22 protein-coding genes and 1 tRNA gene are annotated in these 20,915 nt (G+C 32.0%); 11 read left to right on the top strand and 12 right to left on the bottom strand.

The genetic code is table 11. The annotated features are described in order from the left end of the window. The first annotated feature begins 228 nt into the window (after nucleotides 1-228). Entirely contained in the window at nucleotides 229-1,446 is a 1,218-nt protein-coding gene (locus DMA14_RS02320) for a hypothetical protein (protein WP_111422819.1), read from the top strand. Nucleotides 1,447-1,568: 122 nt separating this feature from the next. Then, on the top strand, nucleotides 1,569-1,955 hold the full coding sequence (locus DMA14_RS02315; RefSeq protein WP_157957646.1) for a hypothetical protein: 387 nt from the start codon (nucleotides 1,569-1,571) through the stop codon (nucleotides 1,953-1,955). A 109-nt stretch (nucleotides 1,956-2,064) separates the two neighbouring features. On the opposite strand, the gene DMA14_RS02310 is transcribed toward DMA14_RS02315, so the two are convergent. Next, on the bottom strand, nucleotides 2,065-2,475 hold the full coding sequence (locus DMA14_RS02310) for a helix-turn-helix domain-containing protein (RefSeq protein WP_111422815.1): 411 nt from the start codon (nucleotides 2,473-2,475) through the stop codon (nucleotides 2,065-2,067). Between the two features lie 332 nt (nucleotides 2,476-2,807). Here DMA14_RS02310 and DMA14_RS02305 point away from each other — a divergent pair, with 332 nt between their 5' ends. Next, nucleotides 2,808-3,272: a hypothetical protein gene (locus DMA14_RS02305; RefSeq protein ID WP_111422814.1), complete on the top strand. Its 465-nt coding sequence runs from the start codon at nucleotides 2,808-2,810 to the stop codon at nucleotides 3,270-3,272. 545 nt (nucleotides 3,273-3,817) lie between these two features. On the opposite strand, the gene DMA14_RS02300 is transcribed toward DMA14_RS02305, so the two are convergent. Then, on the bottom strand, nucleotides 3,818-4,135 hold the full coding sequence (locus DMA14_RS02300; RefSeq protein ID WP_111422812.1) for a GIY-YIG nuclease family protein: 318 nt from the start codon (nucleotides 4,133-4,135) through the stop codon (nucleotides 3,818-3,820). Nucleotides 4,136-4,439: 304 nt separating this feature from the next. On the opposite strand from DMA14_RS02300, the gene DMA14_RS02295 reads away from it, so the two are divergent. After that, the gene (locus DMA14_RS02295; protein ID WP_111422810.1) at nucleotides 4,440-5,687 is read left to right on the top strand and encodes a TMEM143 family protein; all 1,248 of its coding nucleotides are present in this window, start codon (nucleotides 4,440-4,442) and stop codon (nucleotides 5,685-5,687) included. Nucleotides 5,688-5,689: 2 nt separating this feature from the next. Further along, nucleotides 5,690-6,205, top strand: coding sequence for a DUF2199 domain-containing protein (locus DMA14_RS02290; protein WP_111422808.1), 516 nt, complete (start codon nucleotides 5,690-5,692; stop codon nucleotides 6,203-6,205). Between the two features lie 30 nt (nucleotides 6,206-6,235). On the opposite strand, the gene DMA14_RS02285 is transcribed toward DMA14_RS02290, so the two are convergent. After that, nucleotides 6,236-6,994 (bottom strand): hypothetical protein, encoded by a 759-nt coding sequence (locus DMA14_RS02285; RefSeq protein ID WP_157957645.1) that lies wholly within the window; start codon nucleotides 6,992-6,994, stop codon nucleotides 6,236-6,238. A gap of 138 nt (nucleotides 6,995-7,132) precedes the next feature. Between DMA14_RS02285 and DMA14_RS02280 the strand changes: the two genes are divergently transcribed. The 6 genes from DMA14_RS02280 to DMA14_RS02255 all read left to right on the top strand — a co-directional run bounded on the left by DMA14_RS02280 (nucleotide 7,133) and on the right by DMA14_RS02255 (nucleotide 10,591). Next, a complete protein-coding gene (locus DMA14_RS02280; protein ID WP_111422805.1) occupies nucleotides 7,133-7,597 on the top strand; it encodes an Mpo1 family 2-hydroxy fatty acid dioxygenase in 465 nt (154 codons plus the stop codon). Nucleotides 7,598-7,696: 99 nt separating this feature from the next. Continuing rightward, nucleotides 7,697-8,203: a hypothetical protein gene (locus tag DMA14_RS02275; protein ID WP_111422803.1), complete on the top strand. Its 507-nt coding sequence runs from the start codon at nucleotides 7,697-7,699 to the stop codon at nucleotides 8,201-8,203. Nucleotides 8,204-8,296: 93 nt separating this feature from the next. After that, a complete protein-coding gene (locus DMA14_RS02270; protein WP_111422801.1) occupies nucleotides 8,297-9,154 on the top strand; it encodes a tol-pal system YbgF family protein in 858 nt (285 codons plus the stop codon). 40 nt (nucleotides 9,155-9,194) lie between these two features. Next, entirely contained in the window at nucleotides 9,195-9,380 is a 186-nt protein-coding gene (locus tag DMA14_RS02265) for a hypothetical protein (protein ID WP_111422799.1), read from the top strand. A gap of 31 nt (nucleotides 9,381-9,411) precedes the next feature. Further along, a complete protein-coding gene (locus tag DMA14_RS02260; RefSeq protein WP_111422797.1) occupies nucleotides 9,412-10,014 on the top strand; it encodes a hypothetical protein in 603 nt (200 codons plus the stop codon). Between the two features lie 25 nt (nucleotides 10,015-10,039). Next, nucleotides 10,040-10,591 (top strand): GNAT family N-acetyltransferase, encoded by a 552-nt coding sequence (locus tag DMA14_RS02255; RefSeq protein ID WP_111422795.1) that lies wholly within the window; start codon nucleotides 10,040-10,042, stop codon nucleotides 10,589-10,591. A gap of 269 nt (nucleotides 10,592-10,860) precedes the next feature. Here DMA14_RS02255 and DMA14_RS02250 read toward each other — a convergent pair whose 3' ends face one another. From DMA14_RS02250 to DMA14_RS02210, 9 genes are all read right to left on the bottom strand, one after another. Next, the gene (locus DMA14_RS02250; protein WP_111422794.1) at nucleotides 10,861-11,802 is read right to left on the bottom strand and encodes an AraC family transcriptional regulator; all 942 of its coding nucleotides are present in this window, start codon (nucleotides 11,800-11,802) and stop codon (nucleotides 10,861-10,863) included. A gap of 136 nt (nucleotides 11,803-11,938) precedes the next feature. Further along, a tRNA-Arg gene (locus DMA14_RS02245) sits at nucleotides 11,939-12,012 on the bottom strand. A gap of 121 nt (nucleotides 12,013-12,133) precedes the next feature. Beyond that, entirely contained in the window at nucleotides 12,134-12,583 is a 450-nt protein-coding gene (locus DMA14_RS02240) for a GatB/YqeY domain-containing protein (protein WP_111422792.1), read from the bottom strand. Nucleotides 12,584-12,846: 263 nt separating this feature from the next. Continuing rightward, nucleotides 12,847-14,844 (bottom strand): cell division protein FtsZ, encoded by a 1,998-nt coding sequence (gene ftsZ, locus DMA14_RS02235; RefSeq protein ID WP_111422790.1) that lies wholly within the window; start codon nucleotides 14,842-14,844, stop codon nucleotides 12,847-12,849. Between the two features lie 79 nt (nucleotides 14,845-14,923). Next, nucleotides 14,924-16,330, bottom strand: a complete 1,407-nt coding sequence (gene ftsA, locus DMA14_RS02230) for a cell division protein FtsA (RefSeq protein WP_111422788.1) — start codon at nucleotides 16,328-16,330, stop codon at nucleotides 14,924-14,926. A gap of 6 nt (nucleotides 16,331-16,336) precedes the next feature. Then, the gene (locus DMA14_RS02225; protein ID WP_111422786.1) at nucleotides 16,337-17,059 is read right to left on the bottom strand and encodes a cell division protein FtsQ/DivIB; all 723 of its coding nucleotides are present in this window, start codon (nucleotides 17,057-17,059) and stop codon (nucleotides 16,337-16,339) included. Further along, on the bottom strand, nucleotides 17,046-18,395 hold the full coding sequence (murC, locus tag DMA14_RS02220) for a UDP-N-acetylmuramate--L-alanine ligase (protein WP_111422784.1): 1,350 nt from the start codon (nucleotides 18,393-18,395) through the stop codon (nucleotides 17,046-17,048). The genes DMA14_RS02225 and murC overlap by 14 nt, the downstream gene beginning before the upstream one ends. 75 nt (nucleotides 18,396-18,470) lie before the next feature. Beyond that, the gene (murG, locus tag DMA14_RS02215; protein WP_111422782.1) at nucleotides 18,471-19,559 is read right to left on the bottom strand and encodes an undecaprenyldiphospho-muramoylpentapeptide beta-N-acetylglucosaminyltransferase; all 1,089 of its coding nucleotides are present in this window, start codon (nucleotides 19,557-19,559) and stop codon (nucleotides 18,471-18,473) included. Nucleotides 19,560-19,575: 16 nt separating this feature from the next. Further along, a complete protein-coding gene (locus DMA14_RS02210) occupies nucleotides 19,576-20,895 on the bottom strand; it encodes an FtsW/RodA/SpoVE family cell cycle protein (protein ID WP_111422780.1) in 1,320 nt (439 codons plus the stop codon). Nucleotides 20,896-20,915: the final 20 nt, after the last annotated feature.

The raw sequence follows: 20,915 nt of genomic DNA, 5'->3' as shown, positions 1-20,915 counted from the left end.
CAATTTTAATAATTAGATAATTTTTGAAAAGCTCAACTTTTTTATGTTGGGCTTTTTTTTTAAATGATTTGTAAAATGCGTAGAAGTACTTGGTCTTGAGTTTTCATTTATTAGCATAATTGTCTGGAAATAAATTTGTTGAATTATGGATTTCCATAAAAATCATCTTTAAAAGATTTCAACATTTGTAACTCATTAATATTTTCTGTAATTAAATTTAATAGTAAAATGGAAAAATTTAGAAAAAAGACAATTAAAAAAGATAGCATTCCGCTAAGTGATGACGGAATTAAAGTTTATGATCTAATAAAACTTGTAGAAAGAAATGAGTTCACAAATAAACTACTAAGCCTTATAGATTTTGAATCTATAAAGGATGAATTTATTAAGATTAGTGGGGCTAAAACACTGTTTGATGTTCAAAACTCGATTAATAAGAGATACAAAAAAGAAGATTTAAAAAGTGAATTAAATAACATATCATTATTCAATAAAAAAGATTTTTCAATCAATTTTTATAATATAGGACATAATGAATATTTCAATGATTTGAAATTAAATGAAATTTCAACTACGCCTATTTACTCTGCGCAGAGAGATTTTTTTTCAGGATTATTTCAAATGGATAAATATGCGACAAGACTTATAAATAGAGGGCATAAAGAAATTGTAGAAACTAATCTTCAGTTATTAAAAGGTATTCACCAAACAATTAAAAAATATAGAATTTTACACGACAAGACAGACGATGCCTTCTATCTAAGAGCAATTATCTCATTAAATAATTATTACAATTATGACAACAATATTGCAATTGTCGTTGGATTGATTACGCTTCATAATGAAATGAAAAAATCTAAAACAACTTATAATTTACAGTTATGCGAATATAACGAATCATTTATAAGAATGTTTTTTGAAAGTTCTGAAGTCAATAAATTGGAAAAAGTTGGAAATATTAAAAATATTATTGAAATTTCAAATGATGAGATAAAAAGAGAAGCTCTTAAATTTTCAGGAATATGTTCAATAATTTTTAAACATAAAGATATTGAGAAAGAATTATTTATAAAACCGCAAGAAATAAAGTCAAAAATTTTATCAATTAAACATAATCAGATTCCTAAAACAGCAATTGAAGAATTGGGAAATATCGAAAATTCAGAAAAAGTACATAAAACTTTATTTGATGATATTTCAAAAATTGCAAATATTAAAGAACCTGAACAAATAAAATTTTTAGTTAAACGTAAAGTTGAAAAAGCAAAAAGTGAGGAAATCAAAAGATACAAAACAGAAATCTTAAAAGAACTTAATAACAGCGTCTCTAATATAATTGAACTTTTAAATGTTTTAAAAAAAATAGAGTTATTAGCAAATGAAGATATTGACACAACTGAATATTTGCGTTATATAATTTACCAAGCTCTTGTTGACAGAAGATAATGTTTTTAAATAGGTCCCCTTCCGCTAGCGCGAGCATCTCGCTCGTGAATGCAAAATATTTCTAATAAATTTGCATGAGTGAAATGCTCGAGTTAGCAAAAACTAATAAATATATACCCAAAATGAAAAAAATTATCACGCTATTTTTAATATGCATTTACAATTTTACTAACGGACAAGAATTAAAATCCCATTCTTTTATAAAAAAAGAGTCTAATATAGTGGACAGAGAACAGGAAACAGAAATTACTATAACTGACTCAGAAATCATATTAAAAAATTACGCAAACAATAACACAAAAGATCTAGTTCGAATAATTGAAAGATCAGAAATGAAAGATTACAATGGAATAAATTGTATTTGGTACTACTGTATTTCTGCAGAAAAAGACATTTTTAAAGGTAACTACAGAAAAAGTATATTCATTTATGACGAACTTGGCAAAAGCATCATTTTTAGCGATTTTGTTACTGAAGTCGATATATATTGGACAAAATTTCTATTATAAAGATTTTTCTCTTGCTACTGTTCGCAAGAAAGTCCTGAAAATAAGAAACAAAAAAAGAGACTTTCTCACAAAAGTCTCTTTTTCCATTTTTATAATATTTTATAAAATCCTATTTCTCTTTAAGCAACTTTTCCAAATAAGAAATCTTCTCTTTTTCAGATTCTAATAAACGCTCATAAAGTTTCTTATTTTCATCATAAGATTCAATCAACTTTTCGATTGGATTGAATGTTGGGTGAAATTGAAATAAAGCAGAATTATCGTGATTAGTAACTGTATTGCCAATAATATTAAAAACGGCTTCATCACTAAAATTCTTGATAGTCTCTGCAGAAACGCCTAAAACTTCAGCAATTTTATTTAATCTTTCCTCATCGATGGTTTCACTTCCCTCAATATTAGAAACAGATTGCTGGCTTACTCCAATAGAAATAGCAAGCGCTTCTTGTTTCATACCTCTAAGCTCTCTAATTCGGCTGATATTTCTGCCGATATGTTTTGGTTTTGTTGCTGTGCTCATAATTCAAAGATATTTAAAATTCTTCAAAGTTTTTTGTTTCAATAAAAACACCTTTCTAGCAAACAAAAGTATCGTTTTTCTCACAACTAAAAAAGCATTGGTTATTTCCTTTTGCGCTAAATCTAATGCCAAAATAAAATCATGCATAGCAGGTAATTACTGAGGTTTCAAATTTTGGCAACAATTATTTTTATTTGTTTTAAATCTATAGCAGCTATTCAAAATTGAGATTTTGTTAATTCTTTTCTTAAAAAAAATAGCAAACTAAGAAACTTTTCTTACTTAATTATTTAAATTCGCGCCAACCAAACCATTAAGCTACTTACGAACCAATGAACATTTTTAATTTTTTTAGAAGATCCGATACAAAATGTCCGAGATGTCTTGGAAAAAGATTTGTTGATTGGGATGATATCCGCCGTTTAAATCGTCAATTAAAATGGAGTCCTGCGCCATGCGCGTACTGCGATGCAACAGGAAGAGTCCCCAAAGAAATGCTTTCGAAAGTTTCTGTTGACTGCATGTATCTCACAATAGATTTGCCAGAATCAGTAATCGAAAAAATAAAAGAAGGCGATCTCGAAACCATTGAAAAAGGAAAACAGCGTGAACTTTTTGTAGATCATCTTATACAATACGCAGAGCACCATTACCTCACTCAAAATCTCGATGCCGAAAGCATTGCTAATTTATATTTGGAATTTGAGGCAGAAAAAGCTCCTTTTGCCGTTACCAAAGAAGAATTAATAAAATATATTCAAGGTGTAATAGAATTAAAGAAATCGGCATTACAATAACCTTTGCATCCCAACTACTCAAAATCTTTGACCGTTTACAAAAACAGGTATAAATACCCGTAGTCATCACTTAATTTTAAGCTAATATTGTTCTGAATAATTTTTTTAGTTTAGGCAAGGTTTTCTATATAGAGAGCTTTTTAATTTTTTGTCACTTTTTTTTTGGAACAGAAAGTGGAATTTCAAATCGCTGGTACCGATTAGAAATTTCACTTTTTTTGTTTATCTATCTGACCGTTTTTTTACCGCAAAGAGCGCAAAGGATAACACAAAGTTCGCAAAGTTTTTTTTGTTTGTCATCCTGAGGAACGAAGGATCACACTCGAGAATCGACAAAGTTTGGAGACTTTCTATGTGGAGCTGCTTGTGTGATCCTTCCTTGCGTCAGGATGACAAAACTAATAGTCTTTAACAAAGAACACCCACATTATTCTGTCATCCTGAGGAACGAAGGATCACACTCAGGAATCGACAAAGTTTGGAGACTTTCTATGTGGAGCTGCCTGTGTGATCTTTCCTTACGTCAAGATGACAAACTGAACGCATTATTCAAAATGATGATTTAGAAATTCAAAAGTTGGATTAAATTCTTTTATCAAATCAATTTTCTTAGCCCTAATCCACCCTTTCAATTCCTTTTCTCTTGCAATTGCTTCTTGAATCCAGATGAATTTTTCATAATAAACCAAAAACTCTATTCCGTATTTAGATGCAAACGTTTTATTATTATTCTCAATATTTTCTTTATGTTGCTTTAGCCTTACTTTTAAATTTTGAGTCACACCGATGTAAAATGTTGAACGATGTCTATTTGTAATAATGTAGATGTAATAAGTGTGATACCCTTTTTGTGGATTGAACATTTTTTGTACGAAAATACATTATTTTTATATACTAAGCAATCTTGTCATCCTTAGGAACGAAGGATCACACTCGGGAATCGACAAAGTTTGGAGACTCTCTATGCGGAGCTACTTCTGTGATCCTTCGTTCCTCAGGATGACAAAACCATGAGAAAATTGCTATCTCATTATCTTTACGGAGTTTCTTGTGTGATCCTTCGTTTCTCAGGATGACAAACCTCTGTTTCTTTGTACCTCTGCTCCTTTGCACCTAAGAAAAAAGCAGTATTTTTGCATTCTGTAAAAGCCACGAAATTAAGTCCGAATGACTAGAGAACATTATATTCCGTTTAACAAAGAATTTTTACTGGAACAGCAAATTTCCGCTTTTTCTGAAAATCCGCAAAAGGTTGATGATTTTAAGAAGCTGTTCGAAATTATCGAACACTATTATCATTACGAATCTTTTAACCTTAACCGAAATCTAAAACAGCATTACGCACTCTACGATCCAGATTTAAGCGAAAAAGAACGCGAACAGTTTATAAATAAAAGCAATTTCCCAATTTTTAAAGAAACACTGCTGAAAGTTCTCGAACGTGGCAATTACTACAGAATTAATCAGAAAGCTTTAAACGACGCCTTTAATGAATCTGATTTGATCGGGTTAAACCTTTCTATTGATTTTAATGCTTTTAAAGATTTCGAACTCTATGCACGCGGACATCATAAAGCGAAAGAAAAGGTCAAAAAATACTTTTTCTGGACCAAAGAAGTCGAAATTGAATATTATGATCGAGTGCTTATTTATCTTAATTACAGCGAAGCAGATTACCTGAAAGAAAAGAAAGTCAAATTAGGTAAAATGCCAATCGATCCAGGCTCTATTGCATTAAAAATCTTTAAACGTGTTCCTAAAAACGACCTTGAAACCATTTTCCCGAACGCTATTCCGAAAATGTCTCTCAGAGATAAATTGCTGCTTTGGGTTCCAGGTGTTTTTGGTGGGCTTTCGTTATTAAGTGCCAAGGTGATTCCAGCCCTGATAAATATGTATGAAGCTTATCAGACTGGCGAAACCATCGATCTATTAAACAGTAAAACTTCCTTAAATCAAGGCTTAATTGCTCTAGGATTTTTAGGAGCATATTGTTTCCGTCAATACAATAACTTCATAAATAAGAAAATCAGATATTCTAAGACACTTTCTGATAGTTTATATTTTAAGAATGTTGGCAACAATAGCGGCGCGTTTTATTCTTTATTAAATTCTTCTGAAGAGGAAGCTTTAAAAGAAACCATTCTGGCTTATACTTTTTTACACGAAAGTGAAAATTCTTTAACAGCCGAAGAACTAGACAATCAAATTGAATCTTGGTTTAAAACCAAACTAAATACCGATTTAGATTTTGACGTAAATGATGCTTTATTAAAATTAAAAAGCATTGGTTTAGGATTAGAAACTAATGGTAAATGGGATGTGATTCCGCTAAATGAAGCACTTATTGCCATTGATGAACTTTGGGATAATGTTTTTCAGTATAACCAGAAAGCAGATGCTCTAAATAATTAAAAATGTATATCTACAAATGTTCTTGCTGCGGAGAAGTTTTTGATGAAATGCCTTTATGTTTTGGCAACGAATTTCCTGCTTATTATTTTGCTATTCCGCCAGAAGAAAGAGAGAAACGAATTGAATATGGAGGAAGTTGGTGTTACGTAGACGAAGAACATTTTTTTCATCGCGGGAGATTGACAATTCCGATAATCGATTATCATGAAGATTTGGTTTTTAATGTCTGGACAACGATAAGCGAAGATAATTTTTGTCTTCGAATGGATTTATGGGAAGATCCAAATAGAATTCACCAAGAACCTTATTTTGGCTGGATGCAAACTGATGTTCCCACTTACGGCAAAACCATATCTCTAAAATCAATCGCCATTGAACAAGGTTTAGGATTAATTCCTGAAATAAAAATGATCGAAGAAAATCACCCTTTAACCTTAGATCAAGAAAACGGAATTACATTGGAAAAAGCCATTTCGATTGTAGACGAAATAATGAAAATACAGCACGGTAAAAGCTAAAAGAGGTTATAATTGATCCAAAATTCATATTTAAATTAGATTGAAAGCCGTATCCTTAACTCCAAGTAAAAGATTTTTTTCATAAAACAACTTTCCAATTTCATGTAATCGATTATGAGGAACGGTCCACAACCAATTTTCACTTCCAATTTTTTTTAAAGTACCATTTTCAGAATCCTTAATCCATTCCTTAAAAGAAAATTCTTTCTCTTTGTAATAATAAAAATCACGATTGATAATATTACAAGGGTAAATATGTCTCAATTTTGGAGAAGAATTATATAATATCTGTCTATTTCTTGGATTTAATGCAAGCCACCAGGAATGATTATCTTCCTTATAAAGGTTTAATGAGGTTTCACGACCCGCAGGAGATTCTAAAGAAAAATAACCAAAATTTATTATTTTATCTTCTAAATAGCTTTGCAAGATTTTTAAAATAATTTCAGCACTATTTTCAACACTTTTATCAAAAAAAATTTGTAATGAACTACTTGGTTTATCAAATCTAACTCCATAACTCCATGAATCTGGGTATTTTAAGTTTTTACCATAAAAGATTGTGAATGAATATAATTTTTCTACAGACGCCTCATTATCTAAATCAAATTCATTAAGAAATTTGTTAAGGCTCTTCCTTTCAAATCTTTCATAATTTATGTCGTAACTTACACTTTTGAGTATAAAACCAATTTCTGAAAACAATTCAATTGATTTTTTAATCCATACTGAAATATCACTGGAATAACCATAAATATAACAGTAATCTTTAAATCCATCTTTATACATTATTCTTTTTTTTGAAAGAATAAAATTACAAAAAATAATCATTTAAATTTTATTTTAGACGAAATAATGAAAATACAGCACGGTAAAAGCTAAAAGAAATTTTACTAGATTTACGCATCTAACCTTAAAACCACAAAAATGAGAACATTAGATCAATGGTTTGCAGAATATGCCGTAAGTCATCAGAACCCAACAAACAAGGCAATACATTACATTTGTGTGCCAGCAATTTTCTTTTCTATCGTAGGCTTGTTAATGAGTATTCCGAGCGGGATTATTGCCAATACTTTAAACCTAAATTTGCCTATTATCGAAAACTGGGCTTTTGTGGTTCTGCTTTTTGTATTGGTTTTCTACATTAGATTATCGGTTGCAATGGCTATTAAAATTGCTTTGTTCTCGGGAATCTGTTTAATCTTAAATTATTTTATTGGACAAGTTGTTCCGCTTTGGGCATTTTCAATAGGAGTTTTTGTTATTGCTTGGATCGGACAATTTTACGGGCATAATATTGAAGGCAAAAAACCTTCTTTCTTAAAAGATCTTCAGTTTTTGTTGATCGGTCCTGCTTGGGTTGTTGAGAATTTGTTTTCTAGGAAATAAATCATTCAAAATAATATTACAATATTGAAGAACAATTAAACATAAGTATTCTCTTATTTTTAAAATATAATGTACTTTTGATATACCAAAAATAAAATCATGATACAGTTAATCTGGGGAATACTAAACATTGTACTGTCTTTAGGGCTTCTTATTTTTAGCGCAAAAAAAGCAGTAGAGATTCGTAAAAAAGTTAGCTTATCGGTTGCCATTCTCTTTTCTTTTTTTGCTTTATCCTTTATGACAAGGCCTAGCAAAGAACAAAAAGATAAAAAATTTGAATTTGAAAATAGGGAAACAGAAAAACAATCTTCAAATTACAATACCTATCTTTCAAAAACTACTCTCGAAGATGATCTCTTTTCAAAAATCGAATTGTACGTTATTTTCGATGACGAAAATGCTCGTTCAGCATTGATTCCAAGAACTGGATTTTTTTGTGGTACAGAATGGTCTACACAGTACATTACTATAAATAAAACAGAAAAGAAAAACACCTTTCAATATCAGGCTGGAGGAACTAGAAAATGGACACTTCTTGGTATTGAAATATATTCAGAGTATAAAGAATTTAGCGGAATGAGCAAATTTAAACACACTTTCTAACGTTCTTTAAATCCTAAATCAATTCTAAAAAATTAAGGACAAAGAGGAATTTTATCTTTTTTGTCTTTTTCATTTAAAAACTTAATCTATAAAATGAGAAAACTCTTGACAGTAATTACTTCCGTAATTTTACTTTCTTCATGCAAACAAACAGACACTAAAAACATTCAGAACAAAGAGACAACAAAAAAAGACAGCATTAAAATTGAAAATTCTTCACAAACCGTACAATCAAATTCTGACTTGTTAGAACAATTTTCTAAAAACAAAAATGAAGTTATTCATAAATTAAAAACACTTTCTAATAAAGAAGCCAATGCTTTGTATGAAAAATATTCTGAAGAAAATACCGCTTTAGTACAGCAAATAGCCGAAAAAGAAGCTGGAGTATTAGATAAATTCTACTATGAAGATGAGGCCAATAAAAAAGCAGTTAAGCTTTTGGGCGAAAAACTTTCTAAGCACCAACTAGAGTTTTCTGAAATTGGCGAAGGATATGTTGAAATAGATCCCGTTCATGATTTTTACTATCAGATTTTTAAAGACTACGTTACAAATGATTATAAAGATTATTTATATTTAGTTAGCGAAGAAAGCAAATCGTTATACTCTGCAGATGCTGGACTTGTTATCTCTTTTAAAGATTTGGGAGACAGAATAATTTCATGGGAAAATTTTATGACCAAATATCCTGATTCAAATTTGATTGCATCTGTAAAAGAGCAATACAAAAATTACCAGATGGATTATCTTGTGGGTCAAGACAATACACCAACTGCGGAAAGAGCAACAGATGAAAACTATATTTATCCAGAAAATATTCAGGAATTTAACCGATTCATGAAAAAATATCCAAAGAGCCCAACTGTACCTCTAATTAATTTATTTATGGAGAACTTCAAGAACGAAAATATTTTTGATTTACTAAGAGCTGAACAGGATAAGCTATAAATCTGAACTAGAAACATCTTTAACAACCAACAATCTAAATATGGAAAATAAAAACCAACCTATTACATTTGTTTTTTGGATAGTAGCCATTATTTTAGGCGTAACTTTATTTAAGCAATTTGATTTTAAAAATCTGAAATTTGAGAATCCGGCAATGGCCGTCATTTATGGTATTGTCTTTTTATTTTCGGTTTATTACATCATTAAAAATTCTAAAAAGAAATAAAATATAATTAATAATAAACCTCGAAAAGTTTATGAAAGAGAATTGGTTATATATCAAATCTCCAGATTGTTATGGAGCTCCCCATGTTATTCAATTTAACAATAATGACATTAATTATTTTATCATTGAAAAAAGCAACGAAGATTCTCTATTAAAAATAAAAGATGAAAATAGAAGTGGAAATTTAGCCGAAACAAAACATCAATTTATAAATCCAAATAGGATTCGTTTTTTTGAAAAAGGTAAAATATGTTACTCTTTGAGTAACGAAGAATCTATTACAGAAGATTGCATTTTCGAAAATGATTATCAAAAACTACATCCGACCGAAACAAGATTAACAGAAAATGAAATTGAGGGTTTGAAATTTGAGTTTAATTGGAACGGGGAAAAAATAAATGTACGTTTTAATGAAGATTTAGATCCTCCATACATACAAGAAATAAACAAACGAATGAATAGAGAGGGACGGAAAATTCTAATAGAAAAGTTAAATGATACATTGTTTGTTTCGTTTTATGAAAATGCCAATTTAGACAATTTACTCCCAATAAAATATGTAGACAGCCACAAGATCATTTTATACAGTTTTCATAAAGAACCTTATGAAATAGATTGTCAAATAAGTCTGTAAAAAATTAATCAAAAAAAAATACAGAATGGAATTGAATTTTAGAGATTTCCCTAAACTGATTACCGAAAGATTAATATTAAGAAATATTGAAAACACGGATGTTGTTTTAATTCATAAATTACATTCTGATGCAATTGTAAATGCGTTTGTCGGAAGAGACAATTCGTCAAGCTTAAAAAAAGCAGAAGAATACATAATTAAAATGCAAAATTTAATTGCGAGAAATGAATGCATTTATTGGGTCATAACGGAAAAAGGAAATAACAACCTAATTGGTTCAGTTTGTTTATGGAATTTTGATATTGAAAATGAAATTGTAGAAATAGGATATGAAATGCTGAGTGAATTTCAAGGCAAAGGAATAATGACTGAAGCAATCAAAAAAGTAATAGAATATGCGTTTGAAAAAATAAAAGCAAAAATGATAACTGCTTTTCCGTCTTCCGACAACATTAATTCTGTATCAATATTAAAAAAAATGAACTTTGAATTGGAGAATAAAAAATATAATAATACCCATGAGAATATAAAAAATCTGGTAACTTACACTTTAAGAAACGATCAAATTAATAAGTAGAATTGCCAAGGTTCGAACCAAAACCTCCATTAATCATAGGCACTTTTAAACTAAAGAAAATTTAAAAAAAATTCAAACCATAAAAAATCCTGAGAATCTACATTCTCAGGATTTTAAATAGCTGCATAATCTAATGCCTATTTTCTACTTAAGTAACATCATAGCTTAAGTACTTCGATATAATATTTAAAAATAATTTATTCTAAAATTGAATTGCATACCATTAGCTGTAAAAGAAAATGAGACTGTAAAGGACAATTTCATAATTATCACAATAATTTTATTGGTATATAAATATCAATAATGTGATGATTTTCGGGATGTAATTTAGGATCATTTAAATGACTCAAAAAGAAATTTCTATTATCTGGCTGATACCCATTTTCTTCAAACCATACTTCGTAAATATACTTCCATGTTTTAAAGCATTCAGACATTGGCGCTTCTTTATGGAAAATAGCATATAATCCGCCACTTATGGTTGTATTGCCAATTATACCTTCTCCAACTATTTTTTCAGGGACAGACAAACAAACATCTGCCTGAAGCATTCCTTCTAAATTAGCATTGCTTCTATAAACAGTTAGTGCTTTTGTTTCAGGAAAATTCACCAAATTTCTCGGAGAAGCCCAGCTAAAAAGCTGTTTAAACATATCTTCAAATGTTTCACTATCATGTTTGTGAATATTCAGATTTCGAATGTAAATAACATTAAATGCATCGAGCTTTTTGATTTCAAAATCAAGTTTTATAGTTTCACTCATTTCAATATTTTTTAAATTATTTAATTTGAGTGCAAGGTAGTTTTCAATTTCGGACTGCATTTTTCCAATATTGCTATCTATTATACCAATATTGCTATTTTTATACAACTTCCGCCATTCAGAAGGTGTTTGCTGTTTAACTTCACGAAAAGCTCTTGAAAAGGACGAAATACTTAAAAAGCCACAATCAGTTGCAATTTCACTAATCGTTTTTGAAGGATTGTTCATTAAGAAGAATAAGGCTCTTTCAATTTTTGCATTTTTAATAAAATCATTAATTGTTTTTCCTGTAACTGACTTGAAAATTCTATGAAAATGAAATTTTGAAAAATTCGAAAGAACAGCCAATTGCTCTAAAGAAAGTTCTTCATGAAGATTCTCTTTAATATAATCTATACTCTTATTAATTCTAAAATAGTACTCTTTAATAGACTCTTCTTTTGTCATGCTTTTGGATCTATATTTCGTTTCAATTAAAGATTCATGATGTGTAAACCAATATTGAAACCAAAGTTAAGAATGTATTTTCGTATCATAAAAAAAAGCCTGAGAATCAATATTCTCAGGCTTTCAACTTTTATAGTGACCCCGGAGGGGTTCGAACCCCCAACCCTCAGAGCCGAAATCTGATATTCTATCCAGTTGAACTACGAGGTCAAAAATATTTAAATTTTCAATTTTTTAAAATCCCAAATTCCAAGTTTAGTATTGGAATTTGGAATTTATATATTGAGCTTTCCAATTTGGAATTTAGATTTTCTTTATTGGAATTTAAAAATTACGACAGTAATTTTTTTACAATTGTAGAAATGGTTTTTCCTTCAGCAGTTCCTCCTAATTGAGCAGATGCTAATCCCATTACTTTACCCATTGAAGCAATTCCAGAAGCTCCTGTTTCAGCAATGATTTTTGCTACTACAGCTTCTACTTCTTCTTCGCTTAATTGAGCTGGTAAAAACTTCTCAATTACAGCAACTTGAGCCAATTCTGGTTCTGCTAAATCTGGACGGTTTTGCTCTGTAAAGATTCTTGCGCTTTCTTTACGAGTTTTAACCAATCTTTGAAGTAATTTAATTTCATCATCTTCAGATAAATCTTCTTTAGATCCTGAAGCTGTTGAAGCCAATAATAATTCAGATTTAACAGCTCTTAAAGCTTCTAAAGCTACTGTATCTTTTGCTTTCATGGCCGTTTTAATTTCGTCCATGATTTGTGTTTGTAAACTCATGTCTATATTTTATTTGAATAAGCTAAGCGCTTATTAATTGATATATTAATTTGGAATTTTTATTTAACTAATCCTATAGTTTGTCAGGCTGAGCGGAGTCGAAGCTCTTTTCGACAAAAAACCCTTCGACTACGCTCAGGGTGACAATATTATTTTAAAAGTACTATTTAAAAGTCAAATTTTGAAATTCTGTGCGAAGATAAAAAAAATAACCCGAAAATTAAATCCAATTTTCGGGTTACCTAATATTATGATTCTAAAAATTAATCTACGTTATCGTGCAAAAATGAATTGTTTGAACGTAATTGTAAATCATTATTACTGTCTGTTCCAACAGAGATTCTAGAATTAGTATTATTAGACTGAGAATTAGACAAATCTATTCCTAATCTTTTGTAAGCTGGCTCTTTTTCCAACTCATCGATTCTAGAAACATTGTTATGGAATTTATAGTTAAATTCTTTTAGTTTCTTTCTTCTTTCTTCTGCTCTTAAACGTAATGTTTCTTCAATAGTTAATTCTAAAGGAGAAACTTCAGAAGTTGTAGAAATATCAGGCTGACTTGCAAAATCAACTCTTTGCTTCAATGTAATATTTAATTCTTCTGGAATTGTAGGCTCAACTACTTTTTCAACTGGTTTAGAAGCCAATAAATCATTTTCAACTTCCATATATTCTTCTAGAGAATATTTAATAATTCCGTTGTCTGAAACTTCAGTTACAGGAACAAATTGTACTGGATCGTTTACTTTAATATCACGAGTTTCATTTGTCAATTCAAACAGAACTCTATTATCCTCAACAACTGGTTCTCTTTTTACAGGCTCTTGCTTAAACAAAGGAAGATCAAAAGAGAAAGTTGTCTGTTCCTCTTTTTCAAAAACTCTTTGTTGTTGCACTGGCTGGAATGGCTGCTGTTGCTGTACTTGTTGTACTTGTTGAACGGCTGGTGCCTCAGGAGATGAAATTGTAAAATCGATATCTGTAATTGGCGAAACAATTTCGAAAGTTACATCTAGATTTTTGATAAACTCAGACATCACCACTAACTCTTCCTGATTGATTGCTGGAGCAACAGCTTGTGCAGTTGGAGTAAATGTTTCATCATCATCAATTAAATCAAAAACAACTTTATCTTCCACTTTCGCTGTCGGTGTATCAACAGTTAGGTCAAAAGAAGCAAGCGGTTTGTTTGTTAAATTATGAACACTTCTCTGCTCATCTTCTAACGTGTGAATGATTTTCTTTGGCTCTGTATTTACAATTTCGTTTTGTTGTTCTACGTCAAAACCTGTAGCGATAATAGTTACAGCAATAGCTTCACCAAGAGTTTCGTCTTCACCAACTCCCATAATGATATTTGCATTATAACCAGCTTCATCTTGAATGTGATCGTTGATTTCTCCAATTTCGTCAAGAGTAATTTCATTAGTTCCAGAAACGATAAGCAACAATACGTTTTTGGCACCCGTAATTTTATTGTCATTTAACAATGGAGAATCTAACGCTGAAACAATAGCATCTTTAGCTCTGTTGTCGCCTTCAGCCACAGAAGATCCCATGATCGCAGTTCCACTGTTAGCCAAAACAGTTTTTGCGTCACGTAAATCGATATTTTGAGTATAGTGGTGCGTAATTACTTCAGCAATACCTCTGGAGGCTGTTGCCAAAACTTCATCCGCTTTAGAGAATCCTGCTTTAAAACCAAGATTTCCGTATACTTCTCTTAATTTATTGTTGTTGATTACAATTAAAGAATCGACCTGCTTACGCAATTTCTCAATTCCAATAATCGCTTGCTCCTGACGTACTTTCCCTTCAAACTGAAATGGAATTGTCACGATACCAACTGTTAATATTTCTCTTTCTTTTGCTAATTGAGCAATTACCGGAGCTGCACCAGTTCCAGTTCCTCCACCCATACCAGCAGTAATGAATACCATCTTAGTATTCTTATCCAACATTTTTTCAATATCCGAAATACTTTCGATAGCCGACTGCTGTCCAACGTCTGGATTTGCTCCTGCTCCTAATCCTTCAGTTAAATTAACTCCTAACTGAATCTTATTGGGTACTGAACTATTTTGAAGCGCTTGCGAATCGGTATTACAAACGATAAAATCTACGCCTTTAATACCTTGTTTGAACATGTGGTTAATAGCGTTACTTCCGCCCCCACCTACACCTATTACTTTGATTACATTTGATTGATTTTTTGGTAAATCAAATGAAATACTTCCAAATTCTGAGTTGCTCATCATCTTTTTGGTTTTTTGAAATTCTTATTAAGTACATTTTTTACTTCTTGACTTGGGGCAAGAAATAATCCTTCTCTTTTTATTATTCTGCGTTGTCTAAAAATTCTTTGATTTTGTCGACATATCGATCAAAAAATGATCTTCTTATTTTGGTTTCAGTAGATTCATTTTTAGGCACCCTTTGACTTACGGTTTCTCTAGGTTCTTCAATGGTTTCTACTTTCTCAACGTAGTTTTCTTCAACTTCGTATCGCTGCACTGGCGGAGCAGTTCTGTAAACAACTTTTGGCTGTTCTTGAACCATTTCCAATCTAACAGCACTTTGCGAACTGTTTTCGATACTGTTCATTACTAATCCTACTGCAGTTGCAAATAACGGGCTAGAGATTTCTTCACTAGAGTTACCTGCCAAATGCTCGTTCGGATAACCAATTCTAGTATCCATTCCTGTAATGTATTCTACCAACTGTTTAATGTGCTTTAATTGTGCACCTCCACCTGTTAATACAATTCCAGCGATTAGTTTTTTACGTGGATCTTCGTGCCCATAAGCTTTAATCTCTGCAAAAACCTGTTCTACAATTTCCACAACTCTTGCATGGATAATTTTAGATAAGTTTTTAAGCGAAATCTCTTTTGGCTCTCTTCCTCTCAAACCTGGGATTGAAACAATTTCATTGTCTTTATTTTCTCCTGGCCAAGCAGATCCGAATTTTATCTTTAAAAGTTCAGCTTGTTTTTCAATAATCGAACATCCTTCTTTGATATCATCTGTAATTACATTTCCTCCAAAAGGAATTACTGCAGTATGACGAATGATGCCATCTTTGAAAATAGCCAAATCTGTTGTTCCGCCTCCAATATCGATAAGCGCAACACCAGCTTCTTTTTCTTCCTGACTTAAAACGGCATCAGCCGAAGCCAATGGCTCTAATGTCAATCCAGACAATTCTATTCCTGAACTCTGAATACATCTTCCAACGTTTCTAATTGAAGATGCCTGTCCAACTACAACATGAAAACTAGATTCTAATCTTCCGCCGTACATTCCGATTGGCTCTTTAATTTCAGATTGTCCGTCGATTTTAAATTCTTGCGGTAAAACGTGAATAATTTCTTCTCCTGGTAACATCGCCAGTTTATTTACCTGATCGATTAGAAGCTGAATATCTTTTTCCCCAATTACTTCTTCAGGATTATTTCTGCTGATGTAATCAGTATGCTGAATACTTCTGATGTGCTGTCCGGCAATACCCACAACCACATCTTTGATTTTGTATCCTGAATTATTTTCTGCTTCGATTATCGCTTGTTGTATCGATTGAATCGTCTGCGTGATGTTGTTTACTACTCCTCTGGCAACTCCCAAACTTTTGGATTTACCAATGCCCAAAATCTCCAACTTACCATATTCATTTTTTTTGCCAATCATGGCAACGATTTTGGTTGTTCCAATATCTAGACCTACTGCAATGTTATCTTTTTCCATTTTCTATTATTTAGTGCAAACTACTTGTTCCGTAAACCTAAGGTCAATTTTTTTGTATTTGTATAACGAACTATCTAAAACCGCTTTTTGAAAAAACGCTTTATAGTTTCTAAATTTCTTATCAACATTCATCGTTCTGCCAAAATCTATGAAGTAATCATAGTTACGATTAAACATTTTTAAGCTTCCATTCGGCATAATCTCTATAGCAATGATGTTTTTTTTCAAAAACGCATCGTCATAAATTGTGCGAAATAAAGCTGCTAAATCTTCGTTATTTTTTGCATTTATTGCCCCTGAAACAAGAGGAACTCGCGCAGTGAAATTGTCCGACAAGGGCATTTTATTACCCTCATAGTCAATATAAAAAGAAGCAGCGCCATCATAAACTCTTGCTATGGGCGTCTTCTGTTTTACTACTGCTTTTAGAACTCCATCGATACTTACAAAAACATTTGACTTCTCAATCATCTCTTGCGTATCGAGGGTTTTCTCTATCTTATTCAAATCTACTTCATCTTTTCTAATACTGGAAGCGTCTCTTTTATTTTCTATCAACAATTTATTAACCGTTTCTGGCTTCACAAAAAGCGTATTTTCTCCTACAAAAACAACCATCGATTTTTTCAATTTTCGATCTCCATTTCGATGTTGTGCGAAGGAATATAGAAATAAAACCAGTCCGAAAATAAGTACTAATCTTATATTTGCCCAATTAAATATTTTCATTTAAAACCTTTTTAATTGACGGAACCATCTCTCCCAGATCACCAGCTCCAATTGTTACAATAATAGGTGCATCACTGGCTTTGATTTCACCTAATAAATCTTCTTTTGCAACAATTTTTTTGTTCGAATTTGTCATTTTACCTAAAAGCCATTCAGAGGTCACTCCTTCCATCGGAAGCTCTCTAGCAGGGTAAATATCCATCAAAAACACTTCATCAAACTGCGATAAGCTTGCTGCAAATCCGTCAACGAAATCTCTTGTTCTACTAAATAAATGCGGTTGGAAAATTGCCAGCACTTTACGTCCTGGATACAATTCTCTAACTGCTTGATGAACAGCATTTATTTCTGTCGGATGATGTGCATAATCATCAATATATACTAAATTTTCGCTCTTAATCTGATACGAAAAACGTCTTCTGATTCCGTTGAATGAAGCAATGGCTTTTGCAATAGAATCGGTCGGGGTGCCGAAAGTTTTAGCCATCGCAATAGCCATCAATCCATTCATTAAATTGTGTTTTCCAGGCAATCCGAAACGTAAATCTTTCATAATTTCTGATGGCGTCTGCACATCAAAAACATAAGCCCCATCCTCTATTCGAACATTATAAGCTTTATATACAGCATCTTCATTTATAGCGCATTGAACACCATCTAAAGGCAATTCTTTGGTAATGAAGAGATTATTTTTATCCTCAACTTTTGAAGCAAATTCTCTAAACGAAGCTTGAATTGCATCGCTAGTTCCATAAATATCCAAATGATCCGCATCCATAGAAGTCACACAAGCGATATCTGGACGCAAATGCAAAAACGATCTGTCAAATTCATCTGCTTCAACAACCGTTACTGTTTTTCCGTTTCCGATTAAATTCGAATTGTAATTTTCTACAATTCCACCAATGAAAGCTGTTACATCAGCACCACTTTGAAACAAAATATGTCCCAAAATACTTGATGTTGTTGTTTTTCCGTGTGTTCCAGCAACTGCAAAACAAAAAGTATCTCTACTTATAATTCCAAGAACTTCAGCACGTTTTTTAACCTCAAAATTTCTTTCAATAAAATAATTCCATTCTGAATGTGTTTTTGGAACAGCCGGCGTATATATTACCAACGTATTCTCTACATAATAATCTTTTGGAATTAAGTTTATATCATCTTCAAAATGAATATCAATACCACTCTCAATCAATTCATTAGTCAGCATAGAAGGCGTTTTGTCGTAACCTGAAACTTGTTTTCCAATAAACTTGAAATAACGAGCCAGAGCACTCATTCCGATTCCTCCGATACCAATAAAATAAACGTTTTGTATTTGATTTAAATTCATAATTGAGTCTTAATGTCTTAAAGTCCAAAGTTTTTAAAGTCTCTTAACTATATACCTTCAGCTTTTTAAATTTTTCTATTTAATTAACTTCACAATCTCTGCTACAATATCTTGAGTAGCTTTTGGTCTTGCCAGTTTTTTAATGTTATCACTTAATTGTTTCTGTTTTCCGTGATCTTTCAGCAGCGCTTCAAAAACAATGCTAAACTGACTGTCAAGCTCAGATTCTTTCAACAAAATCGCACCTTTTTCATCCACAATTGCCTGCGCATTTTTAGTTTGGTGATCCTCAGCTACATTCGGCGACGGAATAAAAATCACTGGTTTTCCAACAATACATAATTCTGACACCGATGAAGCACCTGCACGTGAAATTATGACATCTGATGCTGCGTAAACAAAATCCATTCTTTCAATAAAATCAACCACTTTTACATTTGGCTGATTGTATTTTTTATATTCTTCAAAATATAATTTCCCACATTGCCAGATTACCTGAACATCTTGCGAAAAAAAATTTTGCAATTCTTTTTCAATTAATTGATTGATTCTTCTTGCTCCTAAACTCCCTCCTAAAACCAATAATGTTTTCTTATTTGGGTCTAAACCATAAAAAGCAATTGCTTCCTCTCGTTTACTTTCGATATCAATCAAATCCTGACGAACTGGATTCCCTGTTAAAACGATTTTCTCTTTCGGAAAAAAACGTTCTAAATTTTGATACGCCACACAAATTGCATTTGCCTTTTTGCTCAACAATTTATTTGTTATTCCTGGATAAGAATTCTGTTCTTGAACCACTGTTGGAATTCCTGCTGAACCTGCCGCTTGCAATAAAGGACCGCTGGCAAAACCACCCGTTCCAATTACAACATTAGGCTTAAACTTTTTTATTATTCTTTTTGATTCCAATAAACTGCTTGCCAATTTTAACGGAAACATTAAGTTCTGCAAAGTCAGTTTTCGCTGTAAACCAGCAATCCAAAGACCTTTTATTTCGTAACCCGCTTGAGGCACTTTCTGCATTTCCATTTTATCTTTGGCACCTACAAAAAGAAATTCCGCATCAGGAAATTGTAATTTTAATTCATTTGCAATCGCAATTGCAGGATAGATATGCCCTCCTGTTCCTCCTCCGCTAAGTATGAATTTATACTTTGTCATAACTATTCAATCCTTATTATTTGTTCAAAACTGCATTCATCGGATTTCTCGAATTATCTTCGATAGAATACAAAGCTTCTTCGTCGTAAATCTCTTCTTTTTCATCGCTGGCCAAATCTTCTTCTGCCAATTCTTTATCTATTAATCTTTGAAGCGCTTCTTTTCTTCTTGCTTTTTCTTCTTGCTCTTCGGCGATTTCTTCTTCTTTCTTAGTTACACTAATAATGATTCCGAGAGAGAAACATGTCATCCAGATAGAACTACCTCCAGAGCTTATCAGCGGAAGCGTCTGTCCTGTTACCGGCAATAATTCTACTGCAACCGCCATATTAATCATGGCCTGAAATATCATCGGAAATCCGAGGCCGACGACAACTAATTTTCCAAACAATGTATTGGCTTTATGCGATGCTATCACAAATCGGAACAATAACAATAAGTACAAAACCAATATTGCAACACCACCAACTAAACCATATTCTTCTACTACAATTGCGTAAATAAAATCTGAAGATGATTGTGGCAAGAAATTTTTCTGAACACTTTTTCCTGGTCCTAATCCGCCCAATCTTCCCGATGCAATTGCAATTTTTGCTTTTTCAATCTGATAATCATCTTCGTCTGGTTTATCGGTTGTAAAGTTCATAATACGACTTTCCCATGTAGAAACCCTGCTGAAGAATCTTGAATCTGGAAATGCTTTAGCCACCAAAAGGAAAAAGGCTAACATTGCAATTCCCGATCCTATAATAAAAGCAATATATTTTAATGGATATTTACCAATAAACGTAAGCATCATTACCATTGAAAATATCAACGCTGTGGTCGAGAAGTTGGCTGGTAATATTAATGCCAAAGTGATAAATACCGGAATCCAAAGCTGAATAAACGAAGTTTGAAATGGCTCGTTTTCTTCTTTAGTTTTCGACAGATAACGTGCAACGTAAATAAACAATACGCTTGCCGCTAAAGTCGAAGTTTGAAACGTAATTCCAATGAACGGCACCTGAATCCAACGGCTCGCATTTGCTCCTGCGATTACCGTCCCTTTCAATAAAGTATACAACAACAAAAGCCAAACCACTGGAAGTGCAATTTTTGAAATTGCTCTAAAATAATGGTACGGCACTTTATGAACCCAGTAAATAATCAAGAAACCGATACAAACGTGAGCCAGATGTTTTACCAAATAACCCAATGTATTTCCCGTTCCATGACCTATGTACGCCAGATTACTACTTGCACTAAAAACAGGCATAAATGAAAACAACGCCAATAGGGCCACGAATGACCATATTACTCTATCTCCTTTTAGTTTGTTAACTAACTCCTTCATTTGTTGTTTTGTTTCAAGTT

It is taken from the genome of Flavobacterium sharifuzzamanii (assembly GCF_003254585.1).
GTDB classification, from domain to species: domain Bacteria; phylum Bacteroidota; class Bacteroidia; order Flavobacteriales; family Flavobacteriaceae; genus Flavobacterium; species Flavobacterium sharifuzzamanii.
Note: the sequence above shows the minus strand (reverse complement) of the source record. Positions and strands in the feature narration are given on the sequence as shown.